The sequence below is a fragment of the Pseudophaeobacter profundi genome, assembly GCF_029697505.1.
Lineage (GTDB): Bacteria > Pseudomonadota > Alphaproteobacteria > Rhodobacterales > Rhodobacteraceae > Pseudophaeobacter > Pseudophaeobacter profundi.
The window spans coordinates 97883-114344 of record NZ_JARJEF010000008.1 but is presented as its reverse complement, the minus strand read 5'-3'; the positions used below and the strand labels follow the sequence as shown (position 1 = coordinate 114344).

General features: G+C 61.9%; 17 protein-coding genes. 12 read left to right on the top strand and 5 right to left on the bottom strand.

Annotated features, from left to right (window positions below):
• The first annotated feature begins 68 nt into the window (after positions 1-68).
• On the top strand, positions 69-1181 hold the full coding sequence (locus tag P2081_RS13820; protein ID WP_278923466.1) for a CaiB/BaiF CoA transferase family protein: 1113 nt from the start codon (positions 69-71) through the stop codon (positions 1179-1181).
• Between the two features lie 143 nt (positions 1182-1324).
• Positions 1325-3310 carry a CocE/NonD family hydrolase gene (locus P2081_RS13815; RefSeq protein WP_278923465.1) on the top strand — a complete coding sequence of 662 codons (1986 nt, stop codon included), beginning with the start codon at positions 1325-1327 and terminating at the stop codon, positions 3308-3310.
• Positions 3311-3371: 61 nt separating this feature from the next.
• On the opposite strand, the gene nadC is transcribed toward P2081_RS13815, so the two are convergent.
• The 3 genes from nadC to nadA are packed head-to-tail and all read right to left on the bottom strand — an operon-like array spanning position 3372 to position 6936.
• Positions 3372-4223: a carboxylating nicotinate-nucleotide diphosphorylase gene (gene nadC, locus P2081_RS13810; protein WP_278923464.1), complete on the bottom strand. Its 852-nt coding sequence runs from the start codon at positions 4221-4223 to the stop codon at positions 3372-3374.
• Positions 4224-4234: 11 nt separating this feature from the next.
• A complete protein-coding gene (locus tag P2081_RS13805; protein WP_278923463.1) occupies positions 4235-5830 on the bottom strand; it encodes an L-aspartate oxidase in 1596 nt (531 codons plus the stop codon).
• A gap of 53 nt (positions 5831-5883) precedes the next feature.
• Positions 5884-6936 (bottom strand): quinolinate synthase NadA, encoded by a 1053-nt coding sequence (gene nadA, locus P2081_RS13800; protein WP_278923462.1) that lies wholly within the window; start codon positions 6934-6936, stop codon positions 5884-5886.
• A 427-nt stretch (positions 6937-7363) separates the two neighbouring features.
• Between nadA and P2081_RS13795 the strand changes: the two genes are divergently transcribed.
• From P2081_RS13795 to P2081_RS13785, 3 genes are read left to right on the top strand one after another with little or no spacing between them, the layout of a single operon-like run.
• Positions 7364-8068, top strand: a complete 705-nt coding sequence (locus tag P2081_RS13795; RefSeq protein ID WP_278923461.1) for an ABC transporter permease — start codon at positions 7364-7366, stop codon at positions 8066-8068.
• Complete coding sequence (locus P2081_RS13790) at positions 8068-8784, top strand: ATP-binding cassette domain-containing protein (protein WP_278923460.1); 717 nt, start codon at positions 8068-8070, stop codon at positions 8782-8784. The genes P2081_RS13795 and P2081_RS13790 overlap by 1 nt, the downstream gene beginning before the upstream one ends.
• Complete coding sequence (locus P2081_RS13785) at positions 8781-9584, top strand: ABC transporter substrate-binding protein (protein WP_278923459.1); 804 nt, start codon at positions 8781-8783, stop codon at positions 9582-9584. The genes P2081_RS13790 and P2081_RS13785 overlap by 4 nt, the downstream gene beginning before the upstream one ends.
• Before the next feature lie 137 nt (positions 9585-9721).
• Here P2081_RS13785 and phnF read toward each other — a convergent pair whose 3' ends face one another.
• Positions 9722-10453, bottom strand: a complete 732-nt coding sequence (gene phnF / locus P2081_RS13780) for a phosphonate metabolism transcriptional regulator PhnF (protein ID WP_278923458.1) — start codon at positions 10451-10453, stop codon at positions 9722-9724.
• A gap of 107 nt (positions 10454-10560) precedes the next feature.
• On the opposite strand from phnF, the gene phnG reads away from it, so the two are divergent.
• From phnG to phnN, 7 genes are all read left to right on the top strand, one after another.
• Complete coding sequence (phnG, locus tag P2081_RS13775) at positions 10561-11013, top strand: phosphonate C-P lyase system protein PhnG (protein ID WP_278923457.1); 453 nt, start codon at positions 10561-10563, stop codon at positions 11011-11013.
• On the top strand, positions 11013-11597 hold the full coding sequence (gene phnH / locus P2081_RS13770) for a phosphonate C-P lyase system protein PhnH (RefSeq protein WP_278923456.1): 585 nt from the start codon (positions 11013-11015) through the stop codon (positions 11595-11597). Before phnG ends, phnH begins: the two co-directional genes overlap by 1 nt.
• Positions 11598-11601: 4 nt before the next feature.
• Positions 11602-12702, top strand: coding sequence for a carbon-phosphorus lyase complex subunit (locus P2081_RS13765; RefSeq protein ID WP_278923455.1), 1101 nt, complete (start codon positions 11602-11604; stop codon positions 12700-12702).
• 141 nt (positions 12703-12843) lie between these two features.
• Positions 12844-13701, top strand: coding sequence for an alpha-D-ribose 1-methylphosphonate 5-phosphate C-P-lyase PhnJ (locus tag P2081_RS13760; protein ID WP_278923454.1), 858 nt, complete (start codon positions 12844-12846; stop codon positions 13699-13701).
• A gap of 26 nt (positions 13702-13727) precedes the next feature.
• A complete protein-coding gene (gene phnK, locus P2081_RS13755; RefSeq protein ID WP_278923545.1) occupies positions 13728-14498 on the top strand; it encodes a phosphonate C-P lyase system protein PhnK in 771 nt (256 codons plus the stop codon).
• A gap of 12 nt (positions 14499-14510) precedes the next feature.
• Positions 14511-15194, top strand: a complete 684-nt coding sequence (phnL, locus tag P2081_RS13750) for a phosphonate C-P lyase system protein PhnL (protein ID WP_278923453.1) — start codon at positions 14511-14513, stop codon at positions 15192-15194.
• Positions 15191-15769, top strand: coding sequence for a phosphonate metabolism protein/1,5-bisphosphokinase (PRPP-forming) PhnN (gene phnN, locus P2081_RS13745; RefSeq protein WP_278923452.1), 579 nt, complete (start codon positions 15191-15193; stop codon positions 15767-15769). The genes phnL and phnN overlap by 4 nt, the downstream gene beginning before the upstream one ends.
• On the opposite strand, the gene P2081_RS13740 is transcribed toward phnN, so the two are convergent.
• Positions 15733-16434 (bottom strand): DUF1045 domain-containing protein, encoded by a 702-nt coding sequence (locus P2081_RS13740; RefSeq protein WP_278923451.1) that lies wholly within the window; start codon positions 16432-16434, stop codon positions 15733-15735. The genes phnN and P2081_RS13740 overlap by 37 nt on opposite strands.
• Positions 16435-16462 lie beyond the last annotated feature (28 nt).

Below are 16462 nucleotides of genomic sequence, written 5' to 3'. Positions count from 1 at the left end.
CTCTGGGCTACACAGCAGGCAGGATCACGCGCGTGGGGCTCCCCCCCCTCGCAATAGGAGAAATGCCCATGACCCCGCTTTCTGGCCTCAAAGTAGTTGAACTGGCACGTATCTTGGCAGGCCCCTGGATAGGCCAGTCACTGGCGGACCTTGGTGCTGAGGTCACCAAGGTCGAAAGCCCGGATGGCGATGACACCCGCAGCTGGGGGCCCCCCTTCATTGAACGCGGCACTGACAAATCGGCGGCCTATTATTACTCGGCCAATCGCGGCAAGAGCTGCGTGATTGCCGATTTCCGCACCGAAGAAGGCCGCGCCACCGTGCTGGAACTGGTGCGCGATGCCGACATCCTGGTGGAAAATTTCAAGGTGGGAGGGCTGGCGAAATACGGGCTCGATTATGCTAGCCTTGCCAAGATCAACCCGCGGCTGATCTATTGTTCGGTGACCGGCTTTGGCCAGGACGGCCCCTATGCCAAACGCGCCGGATATGATTTCCTGTTGCAGGGCATGTCCGGTTTGATGTCGATCACCGGTGACCCAGAGGGCCAGCCGCAAAAGGTTGGTATGGCGATCACCGATGTGGTGACCGGGCTTTACGGCACCATCGGCATTCTGGCCGCGGTGGAGCAGCGCCATACCACCGGGCGTGGGCAGCAGATCGATATGTCCCTGCTGGACTGCGCCACGGCAATCCTGGGCAATCAGGCGATGAACTATCTGGCGACGGGTGAGAGCCCGACCCGGTTAGGCAATACCCACCCAAATATCGCGCCCTATCAGGTCATGGCAGTGCAGGATGGCCATGTGATTTTGGCGGTGGGCAATGATGGCCAGTTTCACCGGCTTTGCGATGTGCTGGGCCTGCCGGGGATCAAGGATGATGTGCGCTTTACCTGTAATCAGCAGCGGGTGGCCAACCGCGAGGCGCTGACCAGCCTGCTGGAAGGCGTTGTTGCCAGCTGGCGCCAGGTAGACCTATTGGCGGCACTGGAGGCGGCAACCGTGCCCGCAGGCCCGATCAATACCATTGGCCAGGCCTTTGACGATGCGCAGATCAAGCACCGCGAGATGCAGATCTCGCCCGAGGGCATCCCAGGTGTGCGCGGCCCCTGGCGGTTTTCTGATGCGGAACTGGCACTGGACAAATCGGCGCCTGTACTGCCCAAGACAAAGGCCTGATCGGATAGGCCCGCCTGCGGCCTTGCCGCGTGCGGGCTTGGGCAAAAATCCCGCAGATGTCGTGTTTGCTGTGGTATCTGCGGCGGCCAGAGGTCACGCTGGACAAACCGCGCTGCAATATTTGAGAAGAAAGAGAGCCCCCAATGCCCTGTGCCTATGACGTGACCGAGACCGCCTGGATCCCTCTGCCTGACGGGCGCCGTTTGGCGGCGCGGCTCTGGCTGCCGCAGGTCGATGGGCCTGTGCCGGCCATTCTGGAATATCTGCCCTACCGCAGGCGTGACGGTACCGCGCCGCGCGATGAGACGACCCATACGGTCTTTGCCAGCGAAGGCTATGCCTGTATCCGTGTTGATATTGCCGGGTCCGGCGATAGCGAAGGCAGGTTTGACGATGAATACTCGGAACAAGAGCTGAGCGACGGAGAGGCGATTCTGGCCTGGATCGCGGCCCAGGACTGGTGCGACGGAAACATCGGCATGATCGGCATTTCCTGGGGCGGCTTCAATGGCTTGCAGCTGGCCTATCGGCGACCAGAGGCGCTGAAGGCGGTGGTCTCGGTGGCCTCGACCGCAGATCGGTATGCGGATGATATCCACTATATGGGGGGCTGCCTGCTGAGCGATAATGCCAACTGGGGGGCCCAGATGTTTGCCTACCAATCGCGCCCGGCTGACCCGCTGAACCGTGCGGATTGGCGCGAAGACTGGATCGCGCGGATGCAGAATATGCCCTTTATGGCGGCAGACTGGCTGCGCCATCAGACCCGCGACGGCCAGTGGCAGCATGGATCGGTCTGCGAGGACTGGTCGGCGATCACTGCGCCGGTTCTGGCGATCACCGGCTGGGCGGATGCCTATGTCAACACGCCCTCGGCGCTGGCCGCCAACCTGACGGCTCCGACCAAGGCGCTGGTTGGCCCTTGGGAACATCGCTATGCCCATATCGCCAAGATCGATCCGGCGGATTTCCATGGCGAGGTGCTGACCTGGTTTGATCAGCACCTGCGTGGTCAGGATAGCGGTGCGGCTGACCTGCCGGACTATCGTGTTTACATGCAGGAACATTTCAACCCGAGCCAGCAGAACAAACCGCGCCGGGGCCGCTGGGTGGCCGAGGCGCAGTGGCCCTCGCCCAATGTGACGGATCGGGTGATGCACCTTGGCCCGCAGGGGTTGCAGGCCGAACCGGCCAGCGGGGAACAGCGGATCAGTAATCCGGCGACCCTCGGGCGGGAGAGTGGTTATTTCTGCGCCGGGATGCGGTTTGACAACGAACTGCCGGGGGATCAATCCGGTGATGATGCACTGTCGGCCTGTTTTGACACAGCGCCGCTCGCGGCGCCTTTGGAAATCCTTGGGCGGCCACGGCTGCGGGTGGAGTTCAGCGTTGATCGCCCTGTTGCCCAGCTGGTGGCGCGGCTCTGTGATCTGTCGCCCGAAGGAGTGTCGCAGAGGATCAGCTTTCGCCCGCTGAACCTGACCCATCGTGACAGCCATACCGCGCCAGAGATGCTGGTGCCCGGGCAGCGCTACAGTGCCGTGGTAGAGCTGAACGAATGCGCCCAACACCTGCGCGCGGGGCATCAGCTGCGGCTGGCCCTGTCAACATCCTACTGGCCGATTGTCTGGCCCGCCCCACAGGCAGCAGAGGTGACATTGCATCTGGAGGGCTGCACCCTGACCCTGCCGCAGCGCCAGGTCGCGGCGGAAATCGCGCCGCAAAACCCCGGTGCGCCCCGCGCCTATCCCACCCTGCAAAGCGAGGTGCTGCGGGCCGCCAGCGGCACATCGGAGCGCACAACCCGTGCGGATGGCACCTTGATGCTGGATACCTTTGATGACTACGGCAAGGCCCGTGATCCCTATCATGGCATGGTGGTGGGCAGTCATGTGACAATGCACTATGCGATCCACCCAGATGATCCGGCTTCTGCGGTCTTTGCCAGTGATTGGAACTTCACCTTCGAGCGCGAGGACTGGCAGGTCTCGATTGATACCGAAAACAAGATGACCTGCGACACCGATAACTTTCACCTCTGGCGGCGGGTGACCGCCCGCGAAGGGGCCGAGGGCACAGAGGTTCTGATCAAGGAATGGCAAGAAACCATCCCGCGCGGATTTTTGTGAACCAGGGGGGCAAAGCACGCTGCCCCCCCTTCGAAACCGTATTCCGGGGATGGGCGTACCGCTAAAAGTCGAGCCCCAGATCCAGCGTCTGCGCCGAGTGGGTCAGCGCCCCGGATGATATGTAATCAACTCCGGTGGCGGCGACCTCGGCGATACGGCCCAGGGTCATATTGCCCGAGGCTTCGCTGACCAACCTGCCACGAGCCATGGTGACGGCGCGGCGCAGGTCTTCGGTGGTCATGTTGTCCAACAGCACCACATCTGCGCCACCCGTTTCCAGAACCTCATCCAGCTGTGCCAGGGTGTCGACCTCGATTTCCACCTTCATCATATGGCTGACGTTGGCCTTGGCGGCGTTCAGCACTGCCGCGATACCCCCGGCGGCGGCGATGTGGTTGTCCTTGATCAGGATGGCATCTGACAGGCCAAAGCGATGGTTGGCACCGCCGCCATGCACCACGGCCTGCTTTTCCACCATCCGCAGCCCCGGTGTGGTCTTGCGGGTGCAGGTGATGCGGGTCTGGGTGCCCCTGGTTTCGGCGACAAAGCTGGCGGTGAGGCTGGCAATGCCTGACAGGCGGCCGGCAAAGTTCAGCGCCACCCGTTCCCCCGACAGGATGGATGCGGCGGCCCCTTCGATGGTCATCAGCGTGTCGCCGGGCGCGCAAGCGGCGCCATCCTCAACCTGCGTGACAATCTGCAGGGCAGGGTCCACCAGTTGAAAGGCAAGGCGGGCTATCTGCATCCCCGAGACCACGCCAGGTTGCCGCGCATTCAGTCGTGCCTTGTACCGGGTCGCAGGCGGGATCACCGCGCGGGTGGTGATATCGCCGTTTTGTCCCAGATCTTCCTGCAGGGCGGCGCGCACCAGCGGCTCCAGCAGCAGATCGGGCAGGGGGGATTGGCGGAGCATGGGCTGTCCTTTCAAGAGGTCGAGAGCACCCGGTCGCGGATCGCATGGGCCGCGTCCAGGGTGATATGGCTGCGCCGGGCAAAGGCGGGGTCGGCATCGGGATAATCGCTGCGGAAATGGCCACCCCGGCTTTCGCGCCGTTGCAGGGCGCTGATGGTGATCAGCGTCGCGGTGGCGCACATGTTAAGAAAGGCCTCATCCTCGGCCTGCTCGACCTCAAGCTGCGCCAGAATCCGCAGCGCAGTGGTCAGCCCGGCGGCGTCGCGGCGCATGCCCACATGGGCCGTCATGGTCTGGCGCAGGCGTTGCAGCGCGGCGAGATCCATACCCGCGCCGCCATCGGTTGCGGGTGGGAATGCGGGATGTACCGGTGGCACCTTATCGGCGGCTGGCGGCGGGGCGATACTGGCGGCAATGTCGGCAGCGGCCCGGCGCGCATAGACCAGCGCCTCAAGCAGCCCGTTGGAGGCCAGGCGATTGGCCCCGTGCAGCCCGGTAGAGGCGGCTTCGCCGCTGACCCAAAGGTGGTTCAGACTGGCGCGGCCCTGCAGGTCGGTCTGGATGCCGCCCATGTGGTAATGCGCGGCGACGGCCACCGGAATGGGATCCTTCACCGGGTCGATGCCTGCACGGGCGCAGGTTTCGGCCAGGGCGGGAAAGCGGCTGAGTACCCCCTCTCCCAGGGCTGCGCGGGTATCCAGCATCGGCCGGCGTCCGGCCTGGGTTTCGGCAAAGATGCCACGGGCCACCACATCGCGCGGGGCCAGTTCTGCTTGCGGGTGCAGATCCTGCATGAAGCGGTGGCCCTGCGCATTGATCAGGATTGCCCCCTCACCGCGCAGGGCTTCGGTTGCCAGTGGCGCGGGATCCTCGCCGCAATCCACCGCTGTGGGGTGAAACTGGACAAATTCCGCATCGGCAATCTTGGCGCCTGCGCGGGCGGCCAGGCCAATCACCTGGCCCCGGATACGCGGCGGATTGGTGGTATGGGCAAATAGCCCACCGGAACCGCCCCCCGCCAATAGCACGCCAGGGCAGCTTATCTGCACCGGCGCTGAAGGCCGATCAGCCCGGCGGATCCACAGGCCGGTGACGGTGTCGCCCTCGGTCTGCAGTCGCAGGGCCTCTGTGTTTTCAATGATCTGGATCGACGGTGTGGCGCGTACCGTCTGGATCAGGGTTTCCATGATCTGATGTCCGGCCTGATCGCCCTTGACCCGGACCACACGGGCGGCGGAATGGGCGGCTTCGCGGCTCATGACATAGTTGCCTTGCGGATCGCGATCAAAGGGCGCGCCAAGGGCCGTCAGGTCCAGAATGTGATCTCGTGCCATGCGGGTGACCATCGCGGCGACCTCGGGATCGACGGTGCCCGCCCCGGCGGCTTCGGTGTCCTGGGCATGGGCTGCGGCGCTGTCGGTCTTGGCCATGGCCGCCGCCACGCCGCCCTGCGCCCAGGCAGAACTGGCCCCCAGGCCCAAAGGCTCGGGTGAGATCATCAGCACGGGGCGTGGTGCCAGTTCCAACGCAGCATAGAGCGCAGCAAGGCCGGCCCCGACGATCACGATGCGGTCCGTCGTCAAGGGACTGCTGGGGGGGCTGCTCATCGGGCGCGGGCCATGCTGTGCTCTCCGTCAGTGTCGCTGCGCGGGGGCTGGGGTCAGATACCCAGCTTTTGCGATAGATCGATCATCTTTTGCACCGCTTGGCGGGCGCCCGCAGCCACGGCCGGGTCAACTTCGACCGGCTCTGACATTGTGTGCAGCGACCAAAGGATTTTCTCAAGCGAGATCATCTTCATATAGGGGCACATATTGCAGGGGCCGACAAAATCCACCTCGGGCAGGCTGTCAGAGATATTCGAGGCCATCGAACATTCGGTGATCAGCAGGGCTTTTTCCGGTTTCTCTTCGGTGACATATTTGATGATGCCGCTGGTCGAGCCCGAGAAATCGGCCTCGGCGACCACATCTGGCGGGCATTCGGGGTGGGCAATCAGCCGGGTGCCGGGGTTCCATTCGCGGAACTCGCGCAGATCCTTGGCGCTGTATTGTTCGTGCACGATGCAGGACCCTTCCCACCAGACCACATTTTTCTGGGGGACATCCTTTGCCACGTTCTGCGCCAGATACTGATCAGGCGTCATGATCACCGTGTCGCTTTCCATCGCGCTGACGATCTGCGCCGCATTGGAAGAGGTACAGCAGATATCCGAGGCGGCTTTGACCTCGGCAGTGGTGTTCACATAGGTGACCACGGGGGCACCGGGGTAGCGTCGACGCATTTCGGCGATACCCTCGGCGGTGATCGATTCTGCCAGCGAACAGCCAGCCTCCAGATCGGGAATCAGCACGATCTTGTCCGGGCTGAGGATCTTGGAGGTCTCGGCCATGAAATGCACGCCGCATTGCACGATGACATCGGCCTCGACGCGGGTGGCTTCGATCGCCAGCTGCAGGCTGTCGCCCACCACATCCGCCACACCGTGATAGATTTCGGGGGTCATGTAGTTATGGGCAAGAATGACGGCGTTGCGTTCTTTCTTCAGCGCGTTGATGGCGGCCACATAGGGGGCATGAATGGCCCAATCCATTGGCGTGATCACGCGCTGCATGGTGGCATAGGTCTCTGACATTTCCTGCGCCAGGGCAGGATTGGGGGCCAGATCGTAATGAGCGGCGAGCTGATCGCGCATAGTTTGCAGATCAAACATGGCTAATCCTCAAAGTGGTGTTTCGCATTGAAACCATGGCAGGGGCTTGTTTCACGTTCGATTCCCGCACGCAAGAGAAGCCGGTAGAATAGCTGCCCTGCTGCGATGATTTAGCGCGCGGAACCCGGCGCATTTGGGGCAGATGGGCGCATTGTGGCGGCGAAAGGAAACAGGCAAGACGGCGTGCGGGTCGCATTTTTTGTGTATCGCGTCCGTTTTGGCTGCGAGAGGCGGCAAAAACCAGCTAGGAAAAGGTGCCGGATATGGCCCAGCCTTCAGGCTTGGCTCTCGCCGGGGTAGACAAATTGACCCTTTTTCATTTGTGATGTTTTTTACACTGTTTCTGGCGCCATAGCTATGATTTTGAACACGATAAGAACGCGGCACCGGGGGTGATTTCGCGCGCATTGGGGGGAAGACACGCGCAATGGCTGATCTGTGGGACGGCATAGCCCAGGCCTTTTGGCTATTGGTGACCCTGGACAAGGATCTGGTCGAGATCACTTTGCGTTCTCTCAGGGTGACGCTGACGGCGCTGGCGATTGCTTCGATGATTGCGCTGCCGCTGGCGGCGCTGCTTGCAGTGCGACGGTTTCGTCTGCGCCGTGTTACAATTGCGGTGCTGAATGCGCTGATGGGGCTGCCGCCGGTTGTGGTGGGGCTGATCGTCTACGTGCTGCTGTCGCGGGCGGGGCCTTTGGGGGTCTTGGGGCTGTTGTTTACCCCCACGGCGATGATTATCGCACAGGTGGTGATCATTGTGCCGCTGGTCGCCTCTATCGCGCATCAGTCGCTGCGCGAACTCTGGAGCGATTACCACGATTTGCTGATCTCGATGAATGCCAGCCAGGTGCAACGTATCAAGGCCCTGCTGTGGGATGGCCGCCGCGCGCTGCTGACCGCGGCGCTGGCAGGCTTTGGCCGCGCCATCGGAGAAGTCGGCGCCATCATGGTGGTTGGCGGCAATATCGACCATGCCACGCGGGTTTTGACCACGGCGATTGCCCTGGAAACCGGCAAGGGCGAATTTGCCATGGCGCTGGGGCTTGGCTTTGTGCTGATCGCCATGGCGGTTGCGGTCAACCTGGCAATCCACTGGCTGGGCCATACTGAAAGCGAGGGGCGTTGGTGATGACGCAGCAGATGTTTCCTCTGGTTGCCAAACAGGCCCTTGTCCGCCGACGCGGCAAGGTGCTGGTCGGCCCAATTGATCTGACGCTTGCGGGGCAGGGCACCAGCATCGTCGTCGGGCCCAATGGGGCGGGAAAAACCACCCTGTTGAAGATGCTGCATGGGATCGCGCGGATGGGCGGAGGCAGCCTGAACTGGGCCTGCCCGATGGAACAGGCGCAGCGGCGACAGGCCTTCGTGTTTCAGACGCCGATCATGATGCGGCGCCCGGTGGTGGAAAACATTGCCTATCCTTTGCAGTTGATTGGCGTCCCGCGCAAAGAGGCACGGATGCGCGCAGCCCAGTGGGCCGAACGGATCAATCTGGGCGATGCGCTGGACCGGCAGGCGGTACTTTTGTCCGGGGGGGAGCGGCAGAAACTGGCGCTGGCCCGTGCGCTGATTCGCGAACCGGATGTGCTCTTTCTGGATGAGCCCTGCGCCTCTTTGGATGGGCGCGCCACCCGTGAAATCGAAGATATCCTGCAAGAGGTCGCCGCTGCAGGCACCCGGCTGATCATGTCAACCCATAACATGGGGCAGGCGCAGCGATTGGCCGATGAGGTGCTGTTTGTCCTGCATGGGCGCATCCATGAATTCACCCCGGCCAAGGCATTTTTTGCCGGGCCGAAAACCCCGCAAGCAAGTGCGTTTCTAAGAGGAGACATTGTAGAATGAAGCATATAATTTTCGGAACACTTACAAGCCTGTTGCTGACTGGTGCAGCCATGGCCGAAGAGATGAAACTGGCGGTGACCACCTCTTTCCACAATTCGGGACTGGCGGAAATTTTGCTGCCCGAAATCAAGAACGATCTGGATCTTGATGTGCAGCTTCTGGTGGTGGGCACCGGGCAGGCGATCCGTCTGGGCGAGGCCGGTGATGTTGACGCTATTCTGGTGCATTCGCAAAAGGCCGAAGAAAAATTCCTGGCGGGTGGCAATGGCACCCACCGCCGCGAAATCATGTATAATGATTTTGTCTTTATCGGCCCGAAGACCGATGCCGCGGACCTGCGCGGTGCGTCGGATGCGGCCTCGGCGCTACAGCGGGTTGCAACCGCCGCTGCCCCCTTTGTCAGCCGCGGCGATGACAGTGGCACCCACAAGAAAGAGCTGAGCCTGTGGCAGGCAGCGGATCTGGACCCGGCAGAATTTGGCGCCTGGTATCGCGCTGTCGGCGCGGGCATGGGCGCTGCTTTGAACACGGCCTCTGGCATGGGCGCCTACATCATGGCGGACCGGGCAAGCTGGCTGAACTTTGGCAACAAGGGCGATCTGGAACTGCTGTTCTCTGGCGATCCGGTCTTGTTCAACCAATATGCCTATCTGCCAGTGAACCCGGAAAAGCACCCGCATGCCAAGAACGATCTGGCGATGCAGCTAGAGGGTTGGCTGACCTCGGATCGGGCCAAGGAATTGATCAACGACTACAAGATCAATGGCGAAACCCTGTTTGTCTTTAACGCCAAACAGTAGGGTCCGACTGGCGTCTAGAGCAGGTCGCGAAAAAATGTGTCCCGGTTTCGCGCATCAATGCATGCGAAATCAAACAAGCTGACCTGTGACAGGCTCCCGCTCAATGGCGGGGGCCTGTTTTCATGGTGGCAGGGCCTTCAGCGTCCATCCACCGTCAGGGTCACCCGATCGCCGGCAAACCAGGTGCGGCCAAATTCTACCGGTTGGCCGTTGGGGTCGATGTTGACCCCGGTGGTGCGCAGAATTGGCGCGCCTTCCGAAATGCGCAGATGCAGCGCTTGGGTGGCGGTGGCCAGCTTGGCGGTGATGCGGGTTTCTGCGCGGGTATAGTCAGCAACTCCACAGTCCTTCAGTGCCTCTGTTACCGATTGTTTCTGCTCCAGCGCGGCCAGCATACCGGGCAGGTTTTCGGCGGGAAAAACACTTTGAAACAGGGCGATTGGATGGCCGTCGGCCAGGGATATCCCGTCATAGACATGCACAGATGAACCGGGTTCCAGCGCCAGGGCTTCGGCCTCGATCAACGAGGCAATGCGGGTTTCCAGCATCAGGATCTGCTTGGCCGGGGTCTGCCCGCCCCGTTGGATGTTCTGGTGAAACCGTACCCGTTTGCGAATTGGGTAATCGGTAGGGGCGGCGGCGACAAAGACGCCGGCACCGCGTCGGGCATGCACCAGGCCTTGCTCTGCCATGGCAGCCAAGGCCCGGCGCACCGTATGGCGATTGACACCAAAGCGCGCCGCCAACTGCGCCTCCGAGGGCAGTTTGTCCGCCGTGCCATACCGCCCCTGGGCGATGTCATCGGTCAGCGAGATCGAGATGGATTTCCACACAGGCGTGCGGCTGGCTGCTGAGGGGGCATCGGACATGTCACTAAACTTTCACAAGGTTTCGATTGCGCTGGGGCGGTTGGACTCGTTAGTATTTGTCTAGTTGTATAGTTCATGTAGACAACCCGGCCAAGAGGCTTTCACTGATGAAAACAGATATTTCCGCAACCGCGCGCCAGGCTTGGATGAGCCTGCTGGCACAGGCCAATGAGGCAGAGCTTGCCAGCCTGTGGCGCGGTTTTGATCACGATCCGGCGTTTGACTGGCTGCGCCCCCCCGAAGCAGGTGGCGTCATGGTGCGCGGCCGCATGGGGGGCGCGGGCGCAGCGTTCAATCTGGGCGAGATGACAGTGACCCGCTGTGCGTTGACGCTGACGGATGGCACTGTGGGCCATGCATATGTGCAGGGGCGCTCAAAACCTAAGGCCGAAATCGCGGCCAAGGTGGATGCCTTGATGCAGACCCAAGTAGCAAATGACCTGCGCCAAGCGGTGTTGGAGCCGCTGCAGCAGGCACAGCAATCGCGCAAGGAGGCGCGCGCCGCCAAGGCCGCAGCCACCAAGGTTGAATTCTTCACAATGGTTCGGGGGGAGGATTGATGTCCCTAGATATTGAGACCAACAGCTATGGCGGTGGCTTTGCCACGCCGCCTGTGGATGCGGCAAATGCCTTTCGCGCGGCGATGAATGCCATGGCGCGTCCCGGCACTGTTCAGGATATTGCCGGAGCCAGCCCCCCTGCGGGGATTTCCCCTGCGGCGGGGGCCTTGCTGCTGACGCTGTGCGACCCGGAAACTGGCGTCTATCTGGCCCCGGATGTGGACAGTCCTGAGCTGCGCGCCTGGCTGGCCTTTCATACCGGCGCGCCGATTGTTGCGGCGGATCAGGCAGATTTTGCCCTTGGCAGCTGGGTGGCCTTGATGCCCGTGGGACAATACCGCGTCGGCACCTCGGAATACCCGGACAGATCTGCCACCCTGATTGTCGAGATGGCGCAGCTGATACCTGCTACGGCCACCCTGACCGGGCCGGGCATAAAGGAGCGCGCAGAACTGCGTCTGCCGGATGTTGCTGCCTGTCAGGCAAATGCGATGCAGTTCCCGCTGGGGGTGGATTTCTTCTTTACCTGCGGTGGCCAACTGACGGCGCTGCCCCGGTCCACCACGATTTTGCCAAAGGAGTGACCCGATGTATGTCGCTGTAAAGGGTGGTGAACGCGCCATCGACAATGCCCATGCCTGGCTGGCCGAAGAGCGCCGGGGGGATACCAACGTTGCCGAGCTGAGCCTGGCGCAGATCCGCGAACAGATGAGCCTGGCGGTGAACCGGGTGATGGCCGAGGGGTCGCTGTATGATCCTGATCTGGCGGCCCTGGCGATCAAGCAGTCGCGTGGTGATCTGATCGAAGCTATCTTCTTGATCCGGGCCTATCGCACCACGCTGCCCCGCTTTGGCTACACGCAGGCGGTGGATACTGGCGCGATGGCCTGTGATCGACGGATCTCTGCCACCTTCAAGGATGCGCCGGGCGGGCAGGTTCTGGGGCCAACTTTTGATTACACCCATCGGTTGCTCGATTTTAAACTGGCCGCCGATGGCGAGGTGCCGCAGGCTCCGATCGCAGAACCACGCCTTGAGGCAACACCGCATATCACCGAGTTCCTGCAGGGCGAGGACATCATCGAGCGCGAACCCGCTTCGGATGTTACGCCGGGCGATCTGACCCGCGAACCGATGAGCTTCCCTGCCGGGCGTGCGGTGCGGCTGCAATCCTTGGCGCGTGGGGATGAAGGATTTATCCTTGGTATGGCCTATTCGACCCAACGTGGCTATGCGCGCAACCACGCCTTTGTGGGGGAATTGCGCATCGGCAAGGTGCCGGTTGAGATGGAAATCCCCGAGCTGGGCTTTGCCATCGAGATTGGCGAGGTGGAGCTGACCGAATGTGAGACGGTGAACCAGTTCAAAGGCTCCAAAACGGTGCCGCCGCAGTTCACCCGTGGCTACGGTCTGGTCTTTGGTCAGTCAGAGCGCAAGAGCATCGCCATGGCGCTGGTTGATCGGGCCCTGCGCTGGGAAGAGCTGGGCGAAGACAACCTAGGTGCCGCAGCACAGGACGAAGAATTTGTCCTCAGCCACTGCGACAATATTCAGGCGACGGGTTTCCTGGAGCACATCAAACTGCCGCATTACGTGGATTTCCAATCCGAGCTGGAACTGGTGCGCAAACTGCGCCGCGAGGCGCAGGAACTGGCGGATCAGATGGCAGCACAGGAGGCGGCGGAATGAACCACTTGGAACAAAGGGCAGTGCCCGACCTCGGGTGGGTCCCAAGCGCCCTCCCATTTTTCTGGAAGCAAGTCTCCGACTTGACGGGGAGATCGGGCGCTGCCCGGCGCTGCCGGGCTAAAGGTAAGAAGGATGCCCAACATGTCTGACTATAATTTCGCCTATCTGGACGAACAAACCAAGCGGATGATCCGTCGCGCCATCCTGAAAGGTCTGGCGGTGCCGGGCTATCAGGTGCCCTTTGCCAGCCGTGAAATGCCGATGCCCTATGGGTGGGGCACGGGGGGCGTGCAGGTCACTGCAGCGACGCTGGTTCCTGACGATAGCCTGAAGGTGATCGACCAGGGCGCGGACGACACCACCAACGCTGTTTCGATCCGCAAGTTCTTTGAACGCACCGCTGGGGTTGCCACCACTGAGGAAACGAAAAAGGCCAGCGTCATTCAGACCCGCCACCGGATTCCCGAGGCCGACCTGAGCGAGGACCAGATTCTTGTCTATCAAGTGCCAATCCCTGAGCCGCTGCGCTTTCTGGAACCGCGGGAGATGGAAACACGCAAGATGCACAGTCTTGAGGAATACGGTTTGATGCATGTGAAGCTTTATGAAGATATCAGCCAGCACGGCGATATTGCCACTGCCTATGCCTATCCGGTGAAGGTAGAGGACCGCTATGTGATGGATCCCTCGCCGATCCCCAAATTCGACAATCCCAAGCTTGAGATGGCAGCGATCCAGTTGTTTGGCGCGGGCCGCGAACAGCGCATTTATGCGCTGCCGCCCTATACACGTGTGGTGAGCCTCGATTTTGAGGACTACCCGTTTGAGGCCACGAAGGCCAATCATCCCTGCGATCTGTGCGCCGCAGAGGATAGCTATCTGGATGAGGTGATCCTGGATGATGCGGGCAGCCGGATGTTTGTCTGTTCAGACACCGATTATTGCCGCAGCCGACGTGCCGAGGGCCATGTGGGTCGATTGGGTGAGGAGGCCGCGTGATGGGGGCTGAAGTGAAAGAACAGGACATGACACCGCTGTTGCAGGTGAAGGCCCTGACCAAAATGTATGGTCCCCGGATTGGCTGCAAGGATGTGAGCTTTGATCTTTATCCAGGTGAGGTCATGGGCATCGTTGGCGAAAGTGGATCTGGCAAGTCGACATTGCTCAATGCCATGGCTGGCCATCATGCGCCGGATTGCGGCGAAGTGGTGTTTGATACCCGCGCTGATGGGCCGGTGGATACCTGCACCATGTCAGAACCGGCACGCCGGATGCTGGGGCGGACCGACTGGGCCTTTGTGCATCAGCATGCCCGAGATGGCCTGCGCATGTCAGTTTCGGCTGGCGGCAATATCGGCGAACGGCTGATGGCCGTGGGTGGGCGTCATTATGGCGAGATCCGCGAGCAGGCCGCCGATTGGCTGGGCCGGGTGGAGATCAGTGACAGCCGCATTGATGATCGCCCCTCAGACTTTTCCGGCGGCATGCAGCAGCGCTTGCAAATCGCCCGCAACCTGGTGACGGGGCCGCGACTGGTGTTCATGGATGAACCCACCGGGGGGCTGGATGTTTCGGTACAGGCCCGTCTGCTGGATTTGCTGCGCAGTCTGGTGCGTGAAATGGGCCTTAGTGCCATTATCGTCACCCATGACCTGGCTGTTGTGCGCCTGCTGGCGGATCGTCTCATGGTGATGAAGGACGGCCATGTGGTCGAAAGCGGTTTGACCGATCAGGTGCTGGATGACCCGCAACATGCCTATACCCAGCTGCTGGTTTCCAGCGTGCTGCAGGTTTGAAGGACAAAGACGATGATTGAACTTGAAAACGTGAGCAAGAGTTTCACCCTGCACAATCAGGGCAGTGCAGTAATCCCGGTGATGGAGCGGGTCAACCTGACGGTTGCTCCGGGTGAATGTGTCGGTCTGGTGGGGGCTTCAGGTGCGGGGAAATCAACCCTGATGCGGCTGATCTATGGCAACTACCTTGCGGCTTCTGGCCGGGTTATGGTGGGGGATCTGGATGTGGCCCAGGCGGCGCCGCGTCAGATCATCGCCCTGCGCCGCGACACACTGGGCTATGTCAGCCAGTTCCTGCGGGTGGTGCCGCGTGTGGCGGCACTGGATGTGGTGGCAGAGCCATTACTGGCTGTTGGCACCCCGCAGGCGGCGGCGCGGGACAAGGCCGCCAGCCTGCTGGCGGAGCTGAACATCCCCGAGCGGCTCTGGTCGTTGAGCCCTACGACCTTTTCCGGCGGCGAACAGCAGCGGGTGAATATCGCGCGCGGCTTTGCCTATGACTATCCGGCGCTGCTGCTGGATGAACCCACCGCTAGTCTGGATGCCAAGAACCGCGCCACGGTGCTGCGGCTGATCGAAGGCGCCAAATCACGGGGGGCGGCAATTATCGGCATTTTCCATGACGAGGCCACCCGCGATCAGGTCTGCGACCGCTTTGTTGATGTTTCGGCCTTTTCGCCGCAGGTGGCGGCATGAAGGCCAGCGCAGCTAAGGGGCCGGTGATTGCGGTGGTCGGCCCCTCCGGGGTGGGCAAGGACAGCATCATGGAGGCGCTGGCGACAGGCGATCCCAGGCTGTGCCTGATGCGCCGCGTGGTGACCCGCGCGCCAGAGGCCGGCGGCGAAGACTATGATGCGGTTAGCGAAGATGCGTTTTCCGAGCTGGTGCAAGCCGGGCATTTCGCCCTGCACTGGCACGCCCATGGTTTGCACTATGGCATTCCGTTGGCAATCGAAGATCTGCGCGCCCAGGGGCAGGGCGTTTTGGTGAACCTGTCGCGCGCCGTCTTGGCAACGGCGCAAGAGGTTTTTAGCGATCTCATCGTGCTTTCGGTGACCGCCGACCCAGAGATTTTGGCCGAGCGGTTGTCCAAGCGCGGGCGCGAAGACAGCGCCGAGGTCCAACGTCGCCTGGCCCGCGCAGGCCAGCCATTGCCTGCGGGGCTGCGGCGGCTGCACGAGATCGACAACAGTGGCGATCTGGGGCTGGCCGTCGCCCAGGCCAGGGCAGCGATTTATCCCGCTGCTGCCCCACTGCCGGTGAGGGGATAGCGATGCAGCAAATGAAACCGTCCTGCGCTGTCTTCGCCCACCAGGGCAAAATCCCGGATCACCAGAGGCCTGGGCAGCAAGGGTATCAGATGGGCGTCAAGCGCGGTCTCGACAGCGGGAAGATCCGCCCTGGGCAGTTTGCCGGTGAGCGTGATGTGAAAGCGGAACTGATCCAGTACGAAAGGATAGCCCCAGGTCATGAGGTTTGCATCCTGCGCAGGGGAGAGCCCTGTCGCGCGGCGCTTAGCTTGTTCGGCCGCAGAGCTGGGCGCACGAAAGGCATCAAGATCCTGCACGCAGGCGGCCGCAAATTGGCCAAGCGCGGTCTCATCGCCGCTGACGCGCAGGGCCAGAAACCGCCCCAGCCGCGCCAGATGCAGCCCGTCAAGCACCACCGGGGCCTGCCGGGCCGCCAGGCTGACGCAGGCCTGTTGCAGATCCGCAAGGCTGCGCCCCTTGGCCAGACGCATCGGCGGCTTCAGCGTCGCGTGCAGCCCGTATTTGCGCGGCACCTGCGTGATGCTGGCCAGATCCAAACCGGCAATCTGGGGCTGTGGGGCGGGTATGCCAGCCTCCATGTCCCAACCCAGCCACTGGGTTGCAAACTCAGCCCAATCGGCCCCCGCCGGGGGGGCGTAGTAAATCGCATATCGCGTGAATGTCACATTGGCCTCCTATACGTGGCCGTTCCTA

Bases quoted from the DNA above. Each gene is read 5' to 3' on its own strand.
- P2081_RS13785 (WP_278923459.1), top strand. From the start codon at position 8,781: ATGAAGCATATAATTTTCGGAACACTTACAAGCCTGTTGCTGACTGGT.
- phnL (WP_278923453.1), top strand. From the start codon at position 14,511: ATGATTGAACTTGAAAACGTGAGCAAGAGTTTCACCCTGCACAATCAG.
- P2081_RS13765 (WP_278923455.1), top strand. From the start codon at position 11,602: ATGTATGTCGCTGTAAAGGGTGGTGAACGCGCCATCGACAATGCCCAT.
- nadA (WP_278923462.1), bottom strand. From the start codon at position 6,936: ATGTTTGATCTGCAAACTATGCGCGATCAGCTCGCCGCTCATTACGAT.
- P2081_RS13805 (WP_278923463.1), bottom strand. From the start codon at position 5,830: ATGAGCAGCCCCCCCAGCAGTCCCTTGACGACGGACCGCATCGTGATC.
- nadC (WP_278923464.1), bottom strand. From the start codon at position 4,223: ATGCTCCGCCAATCCCCCCTGCCCGATCTGCTGCTGGAGCCGCTGGTG.
- P2081_RS13820 (WP_278923466.1), top strand. From the start codon at position 69: ATGACCCCGCTTTCTGGCCTCAAAGTAGTTGAACTGGCACGTATCTTG.
- phnN (WP_278923452.1), top strand. From the start codon at position 15,191: ATGAAGGCCAGCGCAGCTAAGGGGCCGGTGATTGCGGTGGTCGGCCCC.
- phnF (WP_278923458.1), bottom strand. From the start codon at position 10,453: ATGTCCGATGCCCCCTCAGCAGCCAGCCGCACGCCTGTGTGGAAATCC.
- P2081_RS13795 (WP_278923461.1), top strand. From the start codon at position 7,364: ATGGCTGATCTGTGGGACGGCATAGCCCAGGCCTTTTGGCTATTGGTG.
- P2081_RS13790 (WP_278923460.1), top strand. From the start codon at position 8,068: ATGACGCAGCAGATGTTTCCTCTGGTTGCCAAACAGGCCCTTGTCCGC.
- phnK (WP_278923545.1), top strand. From the start codon at position 13,728: ATGACACCGCTGTTGCAGGTGAAGGCCCTGACCAAAATGTATGGTCCC.
- P2081_RS13760 (WP_278923454.1), top strand. From the start codon at position 12,844: ATGTCTGACTATAATTTCGCCTATCTGGACGAACAAACCAAGCGGATG.
- phnH (WP_278923456.1), top strand. From the start codon at position 11,013: ATGTCCCTAGATATTGAGACCAACAGCTATGGCGGTGGCTTTGCCACG.
- P2081_RS13815 (WP_278923465.1), top strand. From the start codon at position 1,325: ATGCCCTGTGCCTATGACGTGACCGAGACCGCCTGGATCCCTCTGCCT.
- phnG (WP_278923457.1), top strand. From the start codon at position 10,561: ATGAAAACAGATATTTCCGCAACCGCGCGCCAGGCTTGGATGAGCCTG.